A 20,208-nucleotide genomic window follows, 5' to 3' on the forward strand; every position below is an offset into this window, starting at 1 on the left:
ATTTTCCACGGAGCGAAACGGCCATCGAAAGGGCCAGGGGCCTGGACAAGGACGGAGAGCCCGATCCGAAAAAACTGGGCTCTCCTCTATATCCATTAATAGTTAAGCTGCTTAAAGAGTAATGATCCTAAATGGGGCCTTGCTGGCCGAACTAGGCAAGAATATGGTGGTGGTTGGAATGGTGTTTGCCTCTCCCTGAATGGAGGGTTTCCCCTCCCGGAGTCCTATCGTTTGAGGAGTAAAATGCCTATTGGAATATGTATAGTACTTCTTCTAATGATCTTATTGATATAGATTTTTACTATTGAAATAAATAGAACAGAAACATCCAAATTTGTCTATTATTCGGATCAGTACTACTTTTGTTTCACCTGTAAAGGTTGCCTTGGTCATGATGATGCCAACGACGTTGCGATGGAAGTGCCGTAGAGGTTCTGATCTATTTTAAAATTCATGGATCATTTTGGCGGACTCGGTGCTGAACTAGGCTTTCGTCAGGGTACTCCTTCACAGGAAAAATCTATAATCTCCTCGATACGCAGTTTATGAAAATTTTATTGGTAGAAGACGAACCGAATGTGATTTCAGTAATACAGCGTAGCCTTTCTGCCACGGGACATGAAGTTACCATAGCCATGGACGGCAAATCGGGCTTGCAAATTGCCCTAGATCACCAGTTCGATCTGATGATATTGGACCTGATGCTCCCGGTGATGAATGGCATGGAGGTATGCAGGAATATTCGTCAAAGCCTTAACAAGGTCCCTATTATCATGCTAACGGCCTTAGGTACCACTGAAAATATCGTGTCGGGGCTCGACGCTGGGGCCGATGATTATCTGACAAAACCTTTTAAATTAGCCGAACTTGAAGCCCGTATTCGGACTTTGGTGCGAAGGAATAAGGAGTCCGAGACCAAACCCAGCGAAGATTCTTGGGCCATTGACGATTTAGTTTTGTATAAATCGTCGAAGTTGGTGTATAGAAGTGGGAAGGCCGTTGAGCTCACCGCTACGGAGTTTCGATTGCTCGAGTTCCTACTCCAGAATCAAGGAAGAGTACTCAATCGGGTCGAGATTCTGGAGCATGTTTGGGATATCAATTTCAACTTAGGTACCAATGTGGTAGATGTATATATCAATTACCTTCGGAAAAAACTCGATAAAAACCATGGTAAACGGCTTATACATACCGTATTTGGGATGGGGTATGTAATGCGACTCGCCGATGAAGATCCAAAGTAGAATCACCCTCATATTTACCGTGCTTACCGCCGGAATCATCATTGCGCTTAGTGTGTTTATCTACATCTTTGCCGTAGAGAATACCCATAGTAGCTTTTTTCATCGCCTGGAGGTGCGTGCCGATATTGTAGGACATGCAGCTCTCCATGAGAATAAACTTCAGACTTCCATTTACCATGACATTAAAGAGCGGCACCTGGGCGATTTGCCAGAGGAGCAGCATCGATTTTTAAAGAATCAAGATGCGGATAGTGTCATGAAAATGAAGAATTCCCTTCCCTTGCCGCCTACCTTCTACGACCAGATTATTAGGAAGGAGCCCGCTCGATTTATGCACAAGGACACCTCCTATGTAGGCTTGCGAATACACCAGCCCGGGGAGGACATTATCGTCATTTCTTCGGCAGTGGACTTATATGGGCTAGAAGAGCTCGATAATTTGAAGAGACTGCTCTTTATAGGATTTATGATATCGCTCTTTTTTGTTTTTACAACCGGTATCCTATTCTCTAAACAGATCTTTCTGCCGATTCGTAAAATCATCACAAATGTTCAGGGGATCAGTGCGCTTAACCTCGACCAGCGCCTCAGCGAAGCGGATAGCAAGGATGAAATATCGGACTTGTCCAGGACTTTTAACGATATGTTAAATCGGCTTGAAATCACTTTCGACATGCAAAATAACTTCGTTAGTAATGCCTCCCACGAGTTTAGAACCCCACTTACGGTGATTAGTGGGGAGGCCGAACTCGCCTTGGCCAATCCCGAAACCCCGGCCCAGTTTCAAGATTCTTTTCGAACGATCCTACACGAATCGGAGAAGCTGGAGTTATTAACTAAAAGTATGCTTAGCTTGGCGCAAACAGGCTTCGATGGGAAAAGGGACCAAAAAGGGCTGATCAGAATCGATGAACTCATGTTGATGGTAAAAGCCACTATCGACCAGATCATTCCGGATAATAAGATTCATATCAATTTCGATTATTTGCCCGACGAGGCCAGCAAGCTTGTCATTCTGGGGAATGAGACGCTGCTAAAGGCCGCATTTTCAAATATTGTATTGAATGGATGTAAATATTCCGATAATAAGCCCGTGCAGGTCATCATCAAAACCAGCGAAAAGCAGGTGTTTATTACCATTATAGACGAGGGGATTGGTATACCCGATGAGGAACTTGGTCAGATTTACGTTCCCTTCTTTCGTGCCTCCAACACCCGTCGGTTCAAAGGCTATGGCATTGGCTTACCCCTGTCCAATAACATCATCAAAATGCATGAAGGCACCATCGTCGTCGATACAAAGGTAGGTAGAGGAACCACCTTTATGGTCTCCTTGCCCTTGTCTTCCTAGGGCGTTCTAATCTCAATCTAATAATCTTATCATATTCTAATAAGCCGTTTATTGAATGTTAATTCCATTCTTAAATCGGTCTAAGCTCTCTACAGTATTCTTGCATTATAAATTTTAATGCAAACGAAAACTCCTATAGCGCAAATGAAGACGATTGTTATCCCCAGCGATTTTAGCCAAAACTCTGTAGACGTAGCCGAGACGGTAATCCGCAATTCCGACGAATCGGTAAAAATCATATTTACTCATTTATTCCGTACTGGTGATGGAATTCAGGAAATGCTATTTTCTACGTACAGAAAAAAAGAATATGAATATGTTTCCGAAGCATTTCGCCAACAATGCGACATCCTTCAGGATCTTTTTGGTCGTAGGTTTCATAGCTATGAAATAGACTTTTTTTACGGTAATCGACTCGCTCCTTTTAAAAACTTTCTGGATTATCATGGAGCCGATGGGATCGCCTATTCTGTCGACTACGGGGTGCCGGCCTTGTGTAAAAGCAGTTTGGATGCCATCAAAGTGGTTCAAAAGGCGGGGCTTCCGTTATACGAGGTGGTAGGCGCCGAGAAGAATGTATTAGTAGATAAGTTTTGATTAGTGGCGTCCATAATTAACTAAATATTAGGCTTATGCTATTGAAGAAAAATATTCCCATCAAATATGTTTTCGGGAAAATAAAATATGAAATCATGTTTGTAGCCCTCTATGGGATTGCTATAGAGGTGTTGTATCAAAACTACCATATCACCAGCATTAGCATCCCTATGACCGTGTCGACGGTATTGGGAACGATCATCTCGTTATTATTAGCCTTTCGTTCCAACCAAGCCTACGACCGCTGGTGGGAGGCACGCATTATCTGGGGAGCCATTGTCAACGATTCGCGTACATTTGCCCGTCAGGTACTGAACCTTATGGAAGGCCCTTTTGGGGAGGACGATCTGCTACCGTTCAAAAACAGGATGATCACCCGGCAGATCGCCTGGTGCTATGCCTTGGGGCATGGTCTGCGGAACATCGACCCTATGCCAAATATTCAAAATATGATTAGCGAAGAAGAGGCGCATTTGGTAGGGGAATATTCTAATAAACATGTAGGGCTATTGCAGTTGCATGCCAGAGACCTCAATAACGCGTTGAAGCAAGGTTGGGTGAACCCCTATCAGCAAATCGAGATAGACAAAACATTGACCAGGCTTTGCGACTCCATGGGGAAATGTGAGCGAATCAAAAACACCGTCTTCCCGTCGACCTACAGCCTTTATATCCATTTGGCGCTAATGTTTTTTATACTTTTGTTGCCTTTTGGCCTCTTAGATCTTTTCGGCTTTTTGATGGTCCCGGTATTGGTCATTTTATCCGCATGCTTTTTATTGATCGAAAAAATGGCCATTCATTTGCAAGACCCCTTCGAGAATAAGCCTACCGATACACCCGTATTGGCCATATCCCGAAACATTGAAAGGGATTTGAAACAAATGATGAACGAGACCTATATCCCTATGGCCGTTGAGCCCAAGCGGTTTTATATTTTATAGATCTAGAATCAATTCAACATCATCCGTGAGGTGAATGATCGCCTAGTCCAGAAGTTTCTATTCTTATAGTCCATGAAAAGAAAAAAAATGAGATGAATTTAGCAATTCATAAACAATTGATTAATAGTGTTTGAAGTAGTAATATCTAAAAGGAGCAACAATTTTTGTTGCTCCTTTTTTGTATTGATTCGCTGGTTAGGTCCACCGTTCTTTTTATTATTAAGCTCATAAGCTTACCAGGATGGTACATCGATAGCAGGATGTTAACAAGGCTCATGCGTAGAATAGGTAGGATACTACAGGATAGATAGTAATATTTTACGAATTAATATTGACCGTAGAACAGGGACTCCTATCCGTGTTAACAAAAGAGCTTGTTTAATGTGGATGATGGGCAGCGAATAGTGGTAATAGCGGTGCCTGAATAGCCTAAAAACGGTTTTGATCATCCTGCCTAGGCAATTGGTCTAGGGTGATTATCGTTGGAGGTCGATAGGATAGTGCCTGTAGAAAATTATATTTGTGCCTATATCGTGATTAATTGAAAATGAATAAAAACGTACTTAAAATTTTACTTACTGGAGCAGTAGTGTGTTCAATGGTCTTGCTGGAGGCGGCGGCCATGCCTACTCACAAGCACCTGCGGCCTGTTGGTACTTCAGTGGTTTCTCAAGGGACACCCACCGGTCTTACCGTCGAGTTTATACGGCATCCCGAGCATACCGCGGTGATAGACCCCCACCCAGAATTCGGGTGGTTACTGCCCCCAGACATGCCTTATCAAACCGGATATCAGATTTTGGTGGCGAGTAGTAGGTCATCGCTAGACGACGGAATGGGTGATGTATGGGATAGCGGCTTTGTCGAAAGTGCATCATCAATCAATGTGGCCTTTCAAGGGAATGCCCTTCAGGAACGTAGGGCCTATTACTGGAAGGTGCGTTGTTATGGTTCCGATGGCCAAGCCTCTCCATGGTCCGATACGCAACTTTTCAGGACAGGGGTCTATACCGACCATATTACGACCTCCAATATCGCACAAATAGAAAACATCAAACCCAGTAGTCACCATAAAATGGCGGGGGGAGGATTTTTTCTAGACTTTGGCAAGGCCGCCTTTGCTACTTTGAAGCTTCATTATAAGCCCAAAAAGAAGGAAACCTTGACCATTAGAGTAGGAGAGAAGTTGCTAGATGGACAAATCGACAGAAAGCCCGGTGGGACCATCCGTTACCAAGAACTGCAAATGGTGGTAACTCCCAGTCAAGACAGCTATACCATTAGTTTGGTCCCCGACAAACGGAATACCAACCATATGGCCGTGGCCATGCCCGATTCCTTCCCCGTTATCTTACCATTTCGATATGCAGAAATTGAAGGAGTAGGCACCACTTTCGATCCCTCCAGACAAGAGCAGATCGCTTATTTCAATTATTTCGATTATACGACCAGTGCATTTTCTAGTTCCGATACGGTACTGAATCGGGTTTGGGACCTATGTAAGTACACCATGAAGGCCACCACCTTCGCTGGGTATTATGTGGATGGCGATCGGGAACGCATTCCCTACGAGGCAGACTCTTACCTCAATCAGCTGACTCATTATGCCATGGACAATGAGTACGCCATAGCCCGGAAAACCATTGAATATTTCTTTGTAAGCAAACCTACCTGGCCCACCGAATGGCAGCTGCATGTGGCCATGATGATGTACCAGGATTATCTGTTTACCGGTAATACCGAAATCATAGAAAAATACTATGAGCGGCTTAAGGCCAAAACATTGATGGCCTTGGAAGTAGAAGATGGTTTTATTAGCATCCAATCGCCCAATCATGATGGAGCCTTTATGGCTAGCTTGGGTTTTCCCGACTCCACACAAAGGCTCAAGGATATCGTTGACTGGCCACCGCCATCCAAAAATTTTGGGGGCTTCAATAAGCCTCAACAAGGAGAACAAGATGGGTTTGTCTTTAAGCGCATCAACACGGTGGTGAATGGATTTTACTACCATAATATGATGATCATGGCCCAGTTCGCCTCGATACTGAATAAACCTGACGAAGCCTTAGATTTCTCCCTTAGGGCCACGAAAGTCAAGAAGTCTATCAACGAAAAACTTTTTAATAAGGAAAAGGGCTATTATATGGATGGAATAGGGACGGGCCATGCCTCCATTCATTCCAATATGATATTACTAGCCTTCGACCTAGTGCCTCAGGACCGAGTACAGTCGGTAGTCGATTTTGTAAAATCGCGAGGCATGGCTTGCAGTGTCTATGCCTCACAATACCTAATGGAGGCTCTTTACAAGGCGGGAGAGGCCGATTATGCCTTGGAGCTGATGGCGGCTACCCACGATAGAAGCTGGTACAATATGATCAAAATAGGCTCTACCATGACCTTGGAAGCTTGGGATATGAAGTATAAGGTGAATGCCGATTGGAACCACGCCTGGGGGGCCACACCGGGTAATATCATCCCCCGGGGCATGTGGGGGATCAATCCTAAAACACCGGGCTTCGGGGAAGTGGTCGTAAAACCACAGATGAGCCGGTTGGCCAATAGTAGTCTTACCTTTCCGACGATAAGGGGCCCTATTCAGGCCGACTATAAAAGGCATAATAGCCAGCTGAGCGAATACCATATCCACCTGCCCGCCAACATGGTCGGGGAATTTATGATGGATCGTGCTCATGCTTCCGAACTGGTACATAATGATACGCCAATTAATCCCTTATTTGGGTCAATACGTTTAGTGCCAGGTGATAACCATATCATTATCAAGGCCATCACTGTCAAATAAGTAGTTTTTCTCAGATACACCCTCCACCAGAGCCCAAACAGGCCAGGGTGGAGGGTGTTTTTTTATAGGCTTACCTTGCCCGACCTCCTAGAAATGGGCAGTAAGAACCTTGAGCTTCGGGAGATCCTGACCTTTTATTGGAGAAGGAGTGGGGGGCGTTGAGGTATTGGTAGTGTTAGGCGTGTTTATTTTCGAACGGAAATGTATCAGTGAACTTATTTTTTGATCTGGCCACTTTTGGTTGTGTACGGTCAGCTACCCATTATAATTGCCAGGGTATCGATATTTAATACCTTAGAGTCAGCTACTCAAAATGCTAGTCGTGATCTTGACCTGACAAAAATTACCACAGGTCTACTTCGTGATAGGTCATAAAGAATATTCAATTGGATGTGTTTCCTTAGTTTTTTTAATACCTAGATCACCCATGCCTTTCCTATATGTTTCGCTGAGTAATTCAACTGTTTGAATAATAAATATTTGATCGAATTGATGTACCATAAATCAAGTGAAAACAATACTAAATAACCTAGCTTATTTTGAAATATATTCGTAACTTTTATATAAGAATTCAATTACACCATTAAAGCTATATCGCCTATGAAAACACCTAAAAATAGATAGCACCTAGGTCGGCTCCTGTTTCGGATGTTTATTTTAAAAATCTAGACACAGCAAAACGATGAGAAATCTAAAAAACACATCCCTATATGCCTTTACTTTAGCGATATGGCTAACGACTATTAGCTGCGACAAAGGCCCTCACCTTACGCCCATCACCCAAGAAGGAAAGAATACCTTTTCCTGTAAAGTGAATGGGAAGGTGTGGGTGCCTACCGGAAAAATTGATTTCTTCGCCACATTAAAACCGATAAATGGCGGGTTCTTTCAAAATGCCATTACGGACTCTATTGGGATTTATATAAGGGCGTATTCAGATAGCAGAAAAGAAGTGCACCTATTTTTAAGTTCAAGAGATATTGGAATAAAAGACTTGAATTTAAAAACAGCACCAAGTGGACCATCATTAGAACCCGACAACTACGGACTGTATCGAAAATCGGCGTTTGAGGAGTATATAACTTCAAGCATAAATACTGGCCATGTGAATCTAACTGTGGCAGACATTAAGTCAGGTATTATTGCAGGTACTTTTGAATTTACGGCAGCCGATCCAAAAGGTAACCTTGTAAAAATAACGGAAGGGCGTTTTGATATCAAATCGCCTCTATAACTTCCTAATCAGCATTTAAATAAATAAAAATATGAGAAAATTTTTAAGTATAATAATAGGTATAGGATTGTAATTCCCTAATCCCTGCACAGAATTCGGTGACAGGTACAGCTAATACTCCGACCTTTGATTCGTATCATGAAGCGACCAATTATGGATGTAGCAACCTTGACTATCCGAAAATAACTACCGGTATCTGGTATGATCGGGAATGCAAGAATGAGCATTTGGGGGTCTTTCCTTCTTTATTTTTAATCTTTAATGCCTTGATCACTGGAATCCGCCCATATATTTTACTGGATTGTGCAACTACTTGAAAAATAAGTACATAATCGGTTTTATTTGCCATGAATCAAGTAAAAATAATACTAAATAACCTAGCTATTATTGAATTATATTCGTAACTTTTATATAAGAATTCAATTCCACCATTAAAGCTATATCGCCTATGAAAACACCTAAAAATAGATAGTACCTAGGTCGGTTCCTGTTTCGGATGTTTTTTTCAAAAATCTAGACTCAGCTAAAATGATGAAAAATCAAAAAAACACATCCCTATATGCCTTTACGTTAGTGATATGGCTAACGATGATAGGCTGCGACAAGGGCCCTTACCTTACGCCCATCACCCAAGAAGGAAAGAATACCTTTTCTTGTAAAGTGAATGGGAAGGTGTGGGTGCCGAAGGGAAGGGGAGATATATTTGTAATAATAAAACCGATTTATGCCGGATTTCCTCGTAATCATGTAACTGATTCTCTGGGCGTATCAATCGACACGTACGCTGCTAATGGAGAAGAAATTCATATTTTCTTAAGAACTTTAGAAATTGGCAAGCATAAATTATTTAAGGATACTTACCCTCAGTATATTTCATTTAATCCAGAGAATTATGGTTTGTATAGAGGTGCTGAAAATGTGGAATATATAACCTCTTCTTCACAAACTGGTTATGTATTCCTAACTCATGCGGATACTTTATCTGGAATAATTGCAGGAACTTTTGAATTCACTGTAGCCGATTCAAATGGAAATAAGATATCAATAAGTGATGGACGTTTTGACGTAAACAGAAAAACGCTATAATCTTTAAACAACTAAAATCACTAAAAATTTTTATCGACTATTTCTAGGCATGGAGTCGTTTTGCCCTAAGGGCCTAATCCTTGCCTAGAATTTGGAGACAGGTACAGCCAATTCTCCGACTTTTGAGTCGTATGAGGAAGCGACCAATTATTGATGTAGCAACCTTGACCATTCAAAAATAACTACCGGTATCTGGTATGATCGGGCATGCAAGAATGAGCATTTGGGGGTCTTTCCTTCTTTATTTTTAATCTTTAATGCCTTGATCACTGGAATCCGCCCATATATTTTACTGGATTGTGCAACTACTTGAAAAATAAGTACATAATCGGTTTTATTTGCCATGAATCAAGTAAAAATAATACTAAATAACCTAACTATTATTGAATTATATTCGTAACTTTTATATAAGAATTCAATTCCACCATTAAAGCTATATCGCCTATGAAAACACCTAAAAATAGATAGTACCTAGGTCGGTTCCTGTTTCGGATGTTTTTTTCAAAAATCTAGACTCAGCTAAAACGATGAAAAATAGAAAAAGTAATTACCTATATGCCTTTACGTTAGTGATATGGCTAACGATGATAGGCTGCGACAAGGGCCCTCACCTTACACCCATCACCCAAGAAGGAAAGAATACCTTTTCCTGTAAAGTGAATGGGAAGGTGTGGGTGCCGACGGGAAGGGGAGATATTTTTGTAAATATTCCTCCAATTACTGGCGGATTTATTCGGCTTTCCGGAACTGACTCTATTGGGATATTTATAGACACATTTGCAGGTAGCGGAGAAGATTTGGCAATATACTTAAATAAAAGCGAGGAAGGACTATATGTATTGAATCAAAATACAAGTTATACAAATTTTGCTCCGGCGAGCTATGGACTTTTTAGTACGGAATTGAAAAATATTTTTTTGACTTCGGCTAATAATACGGGTATTGTTTCTATAACCAAAGCCGATACAATCAGTGGTATTATTGCAGGTACTTTTGAATTGACTGCAGCCGATCCAAAAGGTAACCTTGTAAAAATAACGGAAGGGAGGTTTGATATCAAATCGCCTCTATAACTTCCTAATCAGCATTTAAATAAATAAAAATATGAGAAAATTTTTAAGTTTATAATAGGTATGGGATTGTAATGCCCTATTCCCTGCACAGAATTCGGTGACAGGCACAGCTAATAGTCCGAACTTTGATTCGTATCGAGAAGCGACCAATTATGGATGTAGCAACCTTGACCATTCAAAAATAACTACCGGTATCTGGTATGATCGGGCATGCAAGAATGAACATTTGGGGGTCTTTCATTCTTTATTTTTAATCTTTAATGCCTTGATCACTGGAATCCACCCATATATTTTACTGGATTGTGCAACTGCTTAAAGAATAGGTACTTAATTGGTTTTATTTGCCATGAATCAAGTAATAATAATACTAAATAACCTAGCTATTATTGAAATATATTCGTAACTTTTATATAAGAATTCAATTCTACCATTAAAGCTATATCGCCTATGAAAACACCTTAAAATAGATAGTACCTAGGTCGGCTCCTGTTTCGGATGTTGGTTTCAAAATCTAGACACAGCTAATGCGATGAAAAATCAAAAAAACACATCCCTATATGTAATTACGATAGTCCTATGGCTAACGACTATTAGCTGCGACAAGGGCCCTCACCTTACGCCCATCACCCAAGAAGGAAAGAATACCTTTTCTTGTAAAGTGAATGGGAAGGTGTGGGTGCCGACTGGCAAAATTGAATTCTTCGCCACATTAAAACCGATAAATGGCGGGTTCTTTATAAATTCAATAACCGAAAAAAAAGCAATCTGGATTAGAACGTATACCAGCAATGAGGAGAGAATGGATATTTATTTAAAAGATATTAATTTACAAAAACACTTGTTATTCAAAAATACGACTCCTGTTGAGGTGTCACTTAATCCGGAAAATTATTGTTTATACCAAAATTCTGAAATGATAAAGTATATCACTTCTTCCCTTAATACTGGTTACGTTTCACTTACACAGGTAGATACCCTTTCGGGAATCATTGCTGGCACATTTGAGTTTACGGCTGCTGACACCAAGGGAAACCTTGTCAGAATAACGGATGGGAGGTTTGATGTAAAATCACCCCTGTAAGGTTTTACTAATCATTTAACGAATAGAATTATGAAAAATATTTCTAGCCTATTTTTAGGCATGGCTATACTATGCTCTTTTGGTAGTGTATTGGCCCAGTCGAATACTAGTTTGCCGATATTTAATACGTGTGAGGAAGCTACGCAATATGCATTTCGTGATCTTGACCAGACAAAAATAACGAAGGGTATACTTTATGATAGGGTTTTTAAGAATGCACATTTGGAATTATTTCAGTCTGCTGAGAACTCCCATGCTGGGCATTGGAAACAGGCCTATTTCGAACTTTACCATGCATCCAATAATAATTCTCAGATGCTAAATTCGGACAATTTGGATAACCTTATTTATGAATCTTATGAGAGTACTCTCACGGTAACATTAGGTGTATTGGCTGCTGAATTTAATGTTTTAAACTATGACGTGGTCGAAACGACTTCCACTGGATCGCCTTACCGACCTCTTCATCGATAATTGGGTGGATCAGAGGCCTAAAAGGTGAGAGAGGAATAGTCAAAAACAACCAATACCAAAATGAGTCCGAAAGAAAAGGGCTAGAAAGGAATATTCCATATGCCGCTTAAGCAAATAAATATTTATCCGCTACGAGTAGTACGGTTCCTACCTCGCAACAGTATCGCTAATGGGCGTATAGCATGCACCGTATTAATTTCTTAATATGAAAAGCCAACTGGTTTTTCTAACTTTAACCTATCAGTACAGCCATTTAACCAATTATCGCTAGGAGTATAACCCATTTATTTTCATGGAAAGTAGAAGAGATTTTCTTAAGAAAGCATCCATTTTTTCAGGGGCATTAGGCCTTTCCGGGATGATCCCCGAATCTATTCAGAGGGCCATGGCCATCAATCCCGCCCCAGGAACCACCTATCTGGATGCCGAACATGTGGTATTTTTGATGCAGGAAAACCGGTCCTTCGACCACGCCCTGGGAACACTAAAGGGCGTGCGAGGCTATAACGATCCACGGGCCATCACCCTTCCTAACAAAAACCCAGTTTGGTTGCAAAGTAATAAAAAAGGGGAAACGTATGGGCCTTTCCGTTTTGACATCAAGGAAACAAAAGCCACCTGGATGAAGGATTTGCCCCATGGCTGGAACGATCAGGTCGATAGTCTCAATAAGGGCAATATGGATGGATGGTTAGAGGCCAAAAGATCGCATATCAAGGACTATTCCGACATGCCCTTGACGATGGGCTATTATACAAGAGAAGATATTCCGTTTTATTATAACCTCGCCGATAGTTTTACCGTTTGCGATCATAACTTTTGCTCTTCCCTAACGGGCACCAGCCCCAACAGGTGTTTTTTTTGGACGGGGACAATCAGGGAGGAGCAGCATGAAGATGCAAAACCCCATATTTCCAATTCGGATATCGATGGGGCGGAGCGTGTATTCTGGAATACTTTTCCCGAGCGGCTTTCCAGCCACGGAGTGGACTGGCGCATCTATCAGAACGAACTGAGTGTGGGTGTCGGCTTTGAGGGGGAAGAAGGGCGTTGGTTGGCCAATTTTACAGATAATGACCTAGAGTTTTTTAAGCAATACCATGTTAAGCGCCATCCGGAGCATCTTCCGCACCTGTATAAAGAAAAGGCCTCCCTCGAAAAGAAACTGAAAGAAAAGCCCAATGCTAAGCTCCAGGAAAAGCTCGATTATACCCTAAAAGAAATAGCTTTCCTCGAAACAAACACGTTGGATACCTTGACGCCCGAACAACGCGACTTGCACCAACGCGCCTTTACCATCAACCGCAATGACCCCGATTACCATTCTCTGGAAACGATCACCTACAACGACAACGGCATAGAAAGGACGGCTGCCGTCCCTAAAGGCGATGTTTTGCATCAGTTTCGTGAGGATGTGAATGCCGATAAGCTGCCTACCGTGTCCTGGCTGGTGCCGCCTTGTAACTTTTCGGATCATGCAGGGACCCCTTGGTACGGCGCATGGTTTCTTTCAGAGGCCATCGATATTTTAACCAAGAATCCTGAGGTATGGAAAAAGACCATTTTTATCCTTACTTACGACGAAAACGATGGGTATTTCGACCATATTCCACCCGTAGGAACCCCTAATCCCAAGGATCCCGCTACGGGGCTGGTTTCGGAATCTCTGGATATTTCGGCCGAATATGTAAAGAAGGGGCTGACCTCCCGCGAAAACAGTATTGGATTGGGCTTCCGAGTTCCGATGATGGTGGTGTCGCCTTGGTCGCGGGGAGGATATGTTAATTCACAGGTATTCGACCATACCTCTTCCATCCAGTTTCTGGAGCATTTCTTAAGCCATAAAACGGGTGAGAAAATTTATGAAGATAATATTTCTTCCTGGCGTAGGAGTATCTGTGGGGACCTGACATCGGTATTTCGCCCCTATAACGGGGAACCTACCCCACTGCCCACAGCCATAGACCGCATCCCGTTTATAGAAGGGATTCATAAGGCCCAATTTGCAAGAGTCGCCGACGATTTTATCCAGTTCGACCAGCAGATGATCGCCAAGGTCGATCAATACCTACCTCAGCAGGAAAAAGGGATCAAGGCCGCCAATACCATTCCCTATGAAGCCTATGCCCATGGCTCACTGGATCAGGGACAGGCATTCGCACTGAATTTTACTGCGGGTAAACAAGTATTCGGAGAGGCCTCGAGTGGAATAGGGTATTATGTATATGCGCCCGAAGGTAAAACCTGGACGTTCACTGCGGCTGCCGGCGACACCATTAACTATCAGTGGCCCTTGGCCAACTTCGCCAACGGGCAGTACGACCTTAAGGTGCATAGTGCTAATGGTTTCTTTAGGCATTATCGGGGCAATGCCCAAGATCCGGGTATACGGGTAGAGCTCCTGTATGGCCAGAAAGGGGACGCTAAATTAAGGGTCCTACGTACCTCCAGTAACGATGCTATGGAAGTGCTGATAAGGGATAACTCCTATGGTCAAAAGCCAGTTAAGAAGATATTGGCTAAGAACGAAGGCGAATTGATGATCCCTGTCGATCTTAAGGCGAGCCATAGTTGGTACGATCTTACGCTGACCGTCGAAGGTTATGCGGACTATAGCCAACAGTTTGCAGGCCATGTGGAACATGCCAAAGAAAGCTTCACCGATCCGTTGATGGGGCGGATGCTGTAAAATTAAAAGGGACGCTTCCACACGATGGAGACGTCCCTTTTACGGTATGGTGGCCGAATAGTAACCCGGTGCCAAACAGGCCTTTTGGCGGTTGGCACCACCTCAAGTACTCCTAGTGCGCTTAACGACCGGTCTTGGTCATCCATTCTAGCTGCTTCCATTCCTTTACTTCGTCATTTTTCTGGATTTTACCGGGGGGGCTACGGCCTTCGTTCATGTATTTTTTCATTAAGGCTTATAGTCGGCTGTCAGTTCTTTTACCTTGGCAGGGATGCTGGCTTTGCTACTTCGCCATATATTTGATAAGTCTTAATTTTAAAATCATCAGTGGCTTCCCAATTTGGTAATTTTATCATTTTTTTTCCCCTATGAACAATCCAAAGATTTGCTTAAATTCGTATCCAAGTAGATACAGGTTTTATGTACTTCATTGAGAAAACCATTGAATTTGACAAATGGCTAAAAAAGTTAAAAGACTTTAAAGCCAAAGCGAAAATATTGTTCAGAATTCAAAAAATAGAAACTGACGATCATTTTGGCGATTGTAAAACAGTTGGCGACGGAATTCTGGAAATACGAATAAATTTTGCGAAAGGTTATAGGGTTTACATCAAGGAAAAGGAGGGGAAAGTTATAGTGCTTTTAGTAGGGGGAGACAAATCAACTCAACAAAAGGACATTCTGAAAGCGAAACAGATTTGGAAAAATTTAAACAAATAAAAAATGGGAACTTCAAGATTCGAGATAGCAGATTATTTGGATGATAAGGAAATGATTGCGGAATATCTCAATACTGTTTTGGAAGAAGGCAATCATTCAGATATAATTAATGCCATCGGACATATAGCTAAAGCTATCGGAATGACAAAGATTGCGGAAGAAACGGGTTTAAGCAGACCTAGTTTGTACAAAGCTTTATCTGCTGAAGCGAAACCTCAATTTGGAACAATTATGAAAGTACTGAAAGCAATTGGAGGACAACTACAAATAAGATCAACAGCTGGCAGTGAAATATCACAGCACTAATCGAGTAGACATCCCCTGTCAGTAAAGCCTACGATGCGCCTCTGTATCCACTCCACCTTTGTTGCCCGTTCTGGATGTTCTATGTAGGGTCTTTTTATAAAATTATTCGGTTCCTGTCCGAGGAGCATAATCCTAGGACAGGAACCGATGGTTATATGAGCCTTTTGACAGCAGGTATTACCTCAAGTACTTCTGGAGCGCTTAACGACCGGTCTTGGTCATCCATTCTAGCTGCTTCCATTCCTTTACTTCGTCATTTTTCTGGATTTTACCGGGGGTGCTACGGCCTTCGTTAATGTATTTTTTCATTAAGGCTTCCAGTTCCTTTACCTTGGCGGGGTTGCTGGCATAGAGGTTATTCTCTTCTGCTGGATCCTTATCGAGGTCAAATAGTTGATAGGGGGGGAGTCCGTCCAATTCCTTGGCTGACTTGGGGGAGGTCCACCCACCCGAGCCTGGCCATAGTACTAGCTTCCACTGGTCTTTCCGTATTGCGAAGCGACCGTCTATAGAATGGTGCACGGTGGCTTCTCTGGAGGCCTTTGCATTTTTGGGGTCCTTCAATATATTCAAAAAACTATAACTGTCTTCACCCATGGTATCGTCCATTTTATAGCCAGTTATTTCGGCCGCCGTGGCGAAGAAGTCGGTGGTGCAGATCGTCTGGGTCGATTTTGTTCCTGCAGGTACTTGCTTAGGCCATTTGACCACGAAGGGCACCCGGTGGCCTCCTTCATAGATATCGGCCTTATGCCCTCTGTAGATATAGCTAGGATCATGAGAAACCCTGGCTAGTTCATTGAAATTAGCCTTTGGGGAGCATCCGTTGTCGCTAGTAAAAATGATGAGGGTATTGTCGCTGATGCCCTTTTCTTTCAATACCGCTTCGATCTGCCCCACCACGTCGTCTACCTGTAACACGAAGTCGCCATAAAAGTTGGTATTGCTCTTACCGAGAAACTCGGTAGTCGGCAAAATAGGGGTATGGGGGGCTGGCAAGGCAAAGTAGAGGAAGAAGGGCTTTTCATTGCTTGCGTTTTTATTGATAAACGCGATGGATTTGTCGGTAACATGTTGCAATACCTCGGCATGTACAAAGTCGGGGCTTGTCACTCCCTTCCTCCAGAAACCCTTATCTTCAACGGATATGGTGGTGTCGGTGGGTAGTGCCGTAGCCTTTCCATTTTCTACATATACATAAGGGGCCATGTCGAGCGATCCTGAAAAGCCATAGGAATAGTCGAAACCTATGTCGTTGGGGCCAGAGGTAAGTGCTTGGGAATAGTCTACTTCTGGATGTGCATTCAGGTCGTCCAAATTCTTTTTAAAGGGCTTTAGGGCCCAGTCCCAGCCTAGGTGCCATTTGCCTACAAATGCGGTAGTGTATCCTTTATCGTGGAGCACCTTGGCGACGGTGGTCCTTTCGGGGGTGATCAGCGACTTTGAAAAACCACTCAATACGCCATTTTTAAGATGCGTTCGCCAATTGTACCGGCCCGTCAGTATGCTGTAGCGGGTAGGGGTGCATACGGCAGAACTGGTATGGGCATCGGTAAAAATCATCCCGTCTTGGCTCAGCTTATCGATATGAACCGTGTTTAGTTTCGACTGCGCATTAAAGGCTGACACATCGCCTATTCCCAGGTCGTCGGCCAAAATATAAATAATATTCGGGGCTTTGTTGTTTTGCGCAAATGCGGTTAGTTGCATCGAGAATAGACAAACCGCAAGTAAAAAATTCTTGGATTTCATAGGTACTTATTCAAATTTTAAATTAGGATTTCATTGGTATGGCCGACTTCTCTTTCTCCCAGGTAGCCAGTTGTTCCGAGAGCTTTTTGGATTCTTTAGGGAATTTATCGAATAAGTTATTCTTCTCCGACGGGTCGATGCTGAGGTCAAAAAGTTGGTATTGATTTTTTACCCTAACTAGTTTCCATTTACCCTCTCTAATGGCGGCAGCGTTGCTGTAGGCCCAAAAAACGGGCCGGGGTTTAAATATATTTGTTTTGCCCCGAAGCACACTACTGAAATCTCGGCCTTCCAGCTTCACTTCTTTCGGTATCTTGGTATTCGTTAAGGCCGCCAGGGTTGGGTAAATGTCCATGGTGAGGAGCAATTCTTGGCTCATTTGGCTCTGAATTACCCCTTTCCAATAGGCTATGGCCGGGATCCTATGTCCACCTTCCCATACTTGTCCTTTATATCCTTTATAGGGGGAATTGGAGCCCGTTTGATTGGCACCGTTGTCGGAGAGGAACAGAACGAGGGTGTTTTCGGCCAGACCATGTTGCTCTAAGGACTCTATTATTTTGCCAATACCCTCATCCATAATACGGATCATTTCACCGTACACTTTCTTTTTGTCGGAGATGGGCTCCGGCTTGTAGGACGGGTCTCCGGTGCGTTCGGGTCTCGAATCCCTTATTTGATAGGGGCCATGAGGAGCTTCATGAGCCACATATAAGAAGAAAGGATGATCCTTATTTTCTCTAATAAAATCCAAGGAATGGTGGGTGATCAGGTCGGTGCTATATCCCTTCTCATCCATTTTCTCGGTATTGAGCCACCAGTCGAAATAGTTTTCCTGGTCATAATGCGTTAGATAGTCGACATTTCCACTGGTAAACCCCCTGAATATATCGAATCCTTGATTGACGGGAGAGTAGGTGGTATCATATCCCAAATGCCACTTGCCCACGATGCCCGTTCTATAATCCTGTTTTTTTAATAGCTCTGAAATCAATAGTTCTTTAAGGTCTAAGCCGACATCCCGGTGGTCTTTGGCGGTGATCACCCCAGAGATACCCGTTGTTTGGGGGTACTTTCCGGTGAGTAAGGAGGCCCTGGTAGGGCTGCAAACGACCCCATTGGAGTGGAAATCCATAAACTGTATTCCCTGTTTGGCGAGCTTATCAATATTTGGCGTGAGGTGAGTTGTACTGCCATAGCAGGCCAAGTCACCATAGCCGAGGTCGTCGGCCATGATCACGATAATATTAGGTTTAGAGTCGGCTTTACTGTCCGCTAAGGCGAGGCCACGACTCGCTAAGAGTAGCATGCAAATGAAAAAATTTGCTTTGTTCATCATTTTGTTAAAAAATTAATACCCTGAATTTTGTTCACCCAAGTTAGCATTATTTACGAATTCAATTGATGGGATGGGGTTCAAATAATAGGGTTTTTGAGTAATGGGGTGCGTGATTACTTTATGATTAGGGAAGGTTAACCCTATATAATCCATTTGAATTTGGACGGCTGGCTCCAAGATGCCCCAACGGTTTAGGTCAAAATATCGCTTGGCTTCAAAGGCTAATTCAATACGGCGTTCTTTTCTGAGTGCGTCACGGAACGCCGCTTGGTCGGGTAGGTCGGCCGCTGTCAGAGCGGTTAATCCGGCGTTGACACGTGTTTTGTTGAGCAGGTCGAATGCCTCCCCATCGGCCTCATAGCCCACCTCATTTAAGGCTTCGGCCCTGGAAAGCACGATTTCTGCAAACCTAATCAAGGGGTAATTCCAGGTACTAAGTCCACGGGGGTCGCTGGTGTTATAGTATTTATTGACGAAATAAAGGCTTCCTTTTGGCTTAGAGGGGTCTATAAAATTGGTCAGACCATAATTTTGAACCAAGGTAGCCTTTCTCGAATCATTCGCTTCGAACACCTGCATAAATCCATTTCCTGAGGAAAGACTACCTCCTTTTCCGTCCAGGTTATCGTCGGTAGGCATGATGGCCGCCAAGCCACCGAAGTCTGGAGGGGAGTTGGTATTGCTAAGACCGGTGGTGGTGGCAGCGGCCACTCCTCCATATTGTACTTCGAAATACACCTGTTTTCCATTTTCCTGACTGCCATTGAAATTGTCGGCATAGTTGCTCAAAAGCACTCCAGTACCCATCAGATCGGCTGAATGGGTGATTACGGAATCCCAGTTTTCTAATTCCAGAGCCACCAAAACCATCAGCGCTTTTGCGGTATGCGAATTGGCCATACCCGCCTGATTTCCGTTTTTGATGGTGTTGTCGGCAGGTAGCAACTGTATGGCATCGGTCAAGTCGGTATTGATCTGCTCATATACCTGTTGTATGCTGGCCCTTGGTTTCTCAGAATCCTCCCTGCTCACAATTTCGGAGAGGATAAGAGGAACTCCCCCATATAAACGTACCAGATTGAAATAGTAAAACGCACGTAAGAATTTGGCCTGGCCAATAAGGCTGTTTTTTAAGGCGTCACTGGTAAAGTTGTCAAAACTTTCTATTCTATTCAGGATGGTATTGGTTCGGGTAATACCTGAATAATGATCGGCCCATATGGTTTGAATACCGCCATGGGTTTTGTCAATAATAAAAATATCGGGTTCCACTTCCTTACGCCAGATCCAGCCATCGTCACTGCCCAGGTCGGCAACTCGTAGTAGCTCTCCTTTGTAGATGCCCTGAAGGGGCTGGTAGGCACCATTGACGGCGGTAATAATGCCATTTTCATTCGAAAAAAGTTGGTCTAAGGCTATTTGCCCTTGAGGGTCTGGAGACAGGATGCTGTCGCAGCTCCCTAACATACCTACCATTATAAGGCTATAAATATATTTTTTCATGATGATGCG

At 43.0% G+C, this 20,208-nt stretch carries 16 protein-coding genes; 13 read left to right on the forward strand and 3 right to left on the reverse strand.

What is annotated here, in order from left to right; all coding sequences use genetic code 11:
• The first annotated feature begins 545 nt into the window (after positions 1 to 545).
• From CLV98_RS11540 to CLV98_RS11600, 13 genes are all read left to right on the forward strand, one after another.
• Positions 546 to 1,244 (forward strand): response regulator transcription factor, encoded by a 699-nt coding sequence (locus CLV98_RS11540; protein ID WP_109674493.1) that lies wholly within the window; start codon positions 546 to 548, stop codon positions 1,242 to 1,244.
• Positions 1,228 to 2,595, forward strand: coding sequence for a sensor histidine kinase (locus CLV98_RS11545; RefSeq protein WP_109674494.1), 1,368 nt, complete (start codon positions 1,228 to 1,230; stop codon positions 2,593 to 2,595). The genes CLV98_RS11540 and CLV98_RS11545 overlap by 17 nt, the downstream gene beginning before the upstream one ends.
• A 117-nt stretch (positions 2,596 to 2,712) precedes the next feature.
• Positions 2,713 to 3,192, forward strand: coding sequence for a hypothetical protein (locus CLV98_RS11550; protein ID WP_229203329.1), 480 nt, complete (start codon positions 2,713 to 2,715; stop codon positions 3,190 to 3,192).
• A 35-nt stretch (positions 3,193 to 3,227) separates the two neighbouring features.
• Positions 3,228 to 4,136, forward strand: coding sequence for a bestrophin family protein (locus tag CLV98_RS11555; protein ID WP_109674495.1), 909 nt, complete (start codon positions 3,228 to 3,230; stop codon positions 4,134 to 4,136).
• Between the two features lie 547 nt (positions 4,137 to 4,683).
• Positions 4,684 to 6,942, forward strand: coding sequence for an alpha-L-rhamnosidase-related protein (locus tag CLV98_RS11560; RefSeq protein WP_109674496.1), 2,259 nt, complete (start codon positions 4,684 to 4,686; stop codon positions 6,940 to 6,942).
• A gap of 682 nt (positions 6,943 to 7,624) precedes the next feature.
• Positions 7,625 to 8,176 carry a Riean_0653 family protein gene (locus CLV98_RS11565; protein ID WP_109674497.1) on the forward strand — a complete coding sequence of 184 codons (552 nt, stop codon included), beginning with the start codon at positions 7,625 to 7,627 and terminating at the stop codon, positions 8,174 to 8,176.
• 528 nt (positions 8,177 to 8,704) lie between these two features.
• Positions 8,705 to 9,262, forward strand: coding sequence for a Riean_0653 family protein (locus CLV98_RS11570; RefSeq protein WP_146202263.1), 558 nt, complete (start codon positions 8,705 to 8,707; stop codon positions 9,260 to 9,262).
• 527 nt (positions 9,263 to 9,789) lie between these two features.
• A complete protein-coding gene (locus CLV98_RS11575) occupies positions 9,790 to 10,335 on the forward strand; it encodes a Riean_0653 family protein (RefSeq protein WP_109674499.1) in 546 nt (181 codons plus the stop codon).
• A 529-nt stretch (positions 10,336 to 10,864) separates the two neighbouring features.
• Positions 10,865 to 11,416: a Riean_0653 family protein gene (locus CLV98_RS11580; RefSeq protein ID WP_109674500.1), complete on the forward strand. Its 552-nt coding sequence runs from the start codon at positions 10,865 to 10,867 to the stop codon at positions 11,414 to 11,416.
• A gap of 30 nt (positions 11,417 to 11,446) precedes the next feature.
• The gene (locus CLV98_RS11585; RefSeq protein WP_109674501.1) at positions 11,447 to 11,890 is read left to right on the forward strand and encodes a hypothetical protein; all 444 of its coding nucleotides are present in this window, start codon (positions 11,447 to 11,449) and stop codon (positions 11,888 to 11,890) included.
• Positions 11,891 to 12,182: 292 nt separating this feature from the next.
• Positions 12,183 to 14,579, forward strand: a complete 2,397-nt coding sequence (locus CLV98_RS11590) for a phosphocholine-specific phospholipase C (RefSeq protein ID WP_109674502.1) — start codon at positions 12,183 to 12,185, stop codon at positions 14,577 to 14,579.
• A gap of 420 nt (positions 14,580 to 14,999) precedes the next feature.
• Entirely contained in the window at positions 15,000 to 15,299 is a 300-nt protein-coding gene (locus CLV98_RS11595; RefSeq protein WP_109674503.1) for a type II toxin-antitoxin system RelE/ParE family toxin, read from the forward strand.
• A 3-nt stretch (positions 15,300 to 15,302) separates the two neighbouring features.
• Entirely contained in the window at positions 15,303 to 15,605 is a 303-nt protein-coding gene (locus tag CLV98_RS11600) for an addiction module antidote protein (protein WP_109674504.1), read from the forward strand.
• Between the two features lie 201 nt (positions 15,606 to 15,806).
• Here CLV98_RS11600 and CLV98_RS11605 read toward each other — a convergent pair whose 3' ends face one another.
• Genes CLV98_RS11605 through CLV98_RS11615 form a run of 3 tightly spaced genes read right to left on the reverse strand, consistent with a single transcriptional unit; the run spans position 15,807 to position 20,199 of the window.
• A complete protein-coding gene (locus CLV98_RS11605) occupies positions 15,807 to 17,357 on the reverse strand; it encodes a sulfatase family protein (protein WP_109674505.1) in 1,551 nt (516 codons plus the stop codon).
• Positions 17,358 to 17,379: 22 nt separating this feature from the next.
• On the reverse strand, positions 17,380 to 18,696 hold the full coding sequence (locus tag CLV98_RS11610) for a sulfatase-like hydrolase/transferase (protein WP_109674506.1): 1,317 nt from the start codon (positions 18,694 to 18,696) through the stop codon (positions 17,380 to 17,382).
• A 12-nt stretch (positions 18,697 to 18,708) separates the two neighbouring features.
• Positions 18,709 to 20,199: a RagB/SusD family nutrient uptake outer membrane protein gene (locus tag CLV98_RS11615; protein WP_109674507.1), complete on the reverse strand. Its 1,491-nt coding sequence runs from the start codon at positions 20,197 to 20,199 to the stop codon at positions 18,709 to 18,711.
• Between the last annotated feature and the right edge of the window lie 9 nt (positions 20,200 to 20,208).

This window comes from Dyadobacter jejuensis (genome assembly GCF_003149085.1).
Classification (GTDB): domain Bacteria; phylum Bacteroidota; class Bacteroidia; order Cytophagales; family Spirosomataceae; genus Dyadobacter; species Dyadobacter jejuensis.

Bases quoted from the DNA above. Each gene is read 5' to 3' on its own strand.
- CLV98_RS11540 (WP_109674493.1), top strand. From the start codon at position 546: ATGAAAATTTTATTGGTAGAAGACGAACCGAATGTGATTTCAGTAATA.
- CLV98_RS11545 (WP_109674494.1), top strand. From the start codon at position 1,228: ATGAAGATCCAAAGTAGAATCACCCTCATATTTACCGTGCTTACCGCC.
- CLV98_RS11550 (WP_229203329.1), top strand. From the start codon at position 2,713: ATGCAAACGAAAACTCCTATAGCGCAAATGAAGACGATTGTTATCCCC.
- CLV98_RS11555 (WP_109674495.1), top strand. From the start codon at position 3,228: ATGCTATTGAAGAAAAATATTCCCATCAAATATGTTTTCGGGAAAATA.
- CLV98_RS11560 (WP_109674496.1), top strand. From the start codon at position 4,684: ATGAATAAAAACGTACTTAAAATTTTACTTACTGGAGCAGTAGTGTGT.
- CLV98_RS11565 (WP_109674497.1), top strand. From the start codon at position 7,625: ATGAGAAATCTAAAAAACACATCCCTATATGCCTTTACTTTAGCGATA.
- CLV98_RS11570 (WP_146202263.1), top strand. From the start codon at position 8,705: ATGATGAAAAATCAAAAAAACACATCCCTATATGCCTTTACGTTAGTG.
- CLV98_RS11575 (WP_109674499.1), top strand. From the start codon at position 9,790: ATGAAAAATAGAAAAAGTAATTACCTATATGCCTTTACGTTAGTGATA.
- CLV98_RS11580 (WP_109674500.1), top strand. From the start codon at position 10,865: ATGAAAAATCAAAAAAACACATCCCTATATGTAATTACGATAGTCCTA.
- CLV98_RS11585 (WP_109674501.1), top strand. From the start codon at position 11,447: ATGAAAAATATTTCTAGCCTATTTTTAGGCATGGCTATACTATGCTCT.
- CLV98_RS11590 (WP_109674502.1), top strand. From the start codon at position 12,183: ATGGAAAGTAGAAGAGATTTTCTTAAGAAAGCATCCATTTTTTCAGGG.
- CLV98_RS11595 (WP_109674503.1), top strand. From the start codon at position 15,000: ATGTACTTCATTGAGAAAACCATTGAATTTGACAAATGGCTAAAAAAG.
- CLV98_RS11600 (WP_109674504.1), top strand. From the start codon at position 15,303: ATGGGAACTTCAAGATTCGAGATAGCAGATTATTTGGATGATAAGGAA.
- CLV98_RS11605 (WP_109674505.1), bottom strand. From the start codon at position 17,357: ATGAAATCCAAGAATTTTTTACTTGCGGTTTGTCTATTCTCGATGCAA.
- CLV98_RS11610 (WP_109674506.1), bottom strand. From the start codon at position 18,696: ATGATGAACAAAGCAAATTTTTTCATTTGCATGCTACTCTTAGCGAGT.
- CLV98_RS11615 (WP_109674507.1), bottom strand. From the start codon at position 20,199: ATGAAAAAATATATTTATAGCCTTATAATGGTAGGTATGTTAGGGAGC.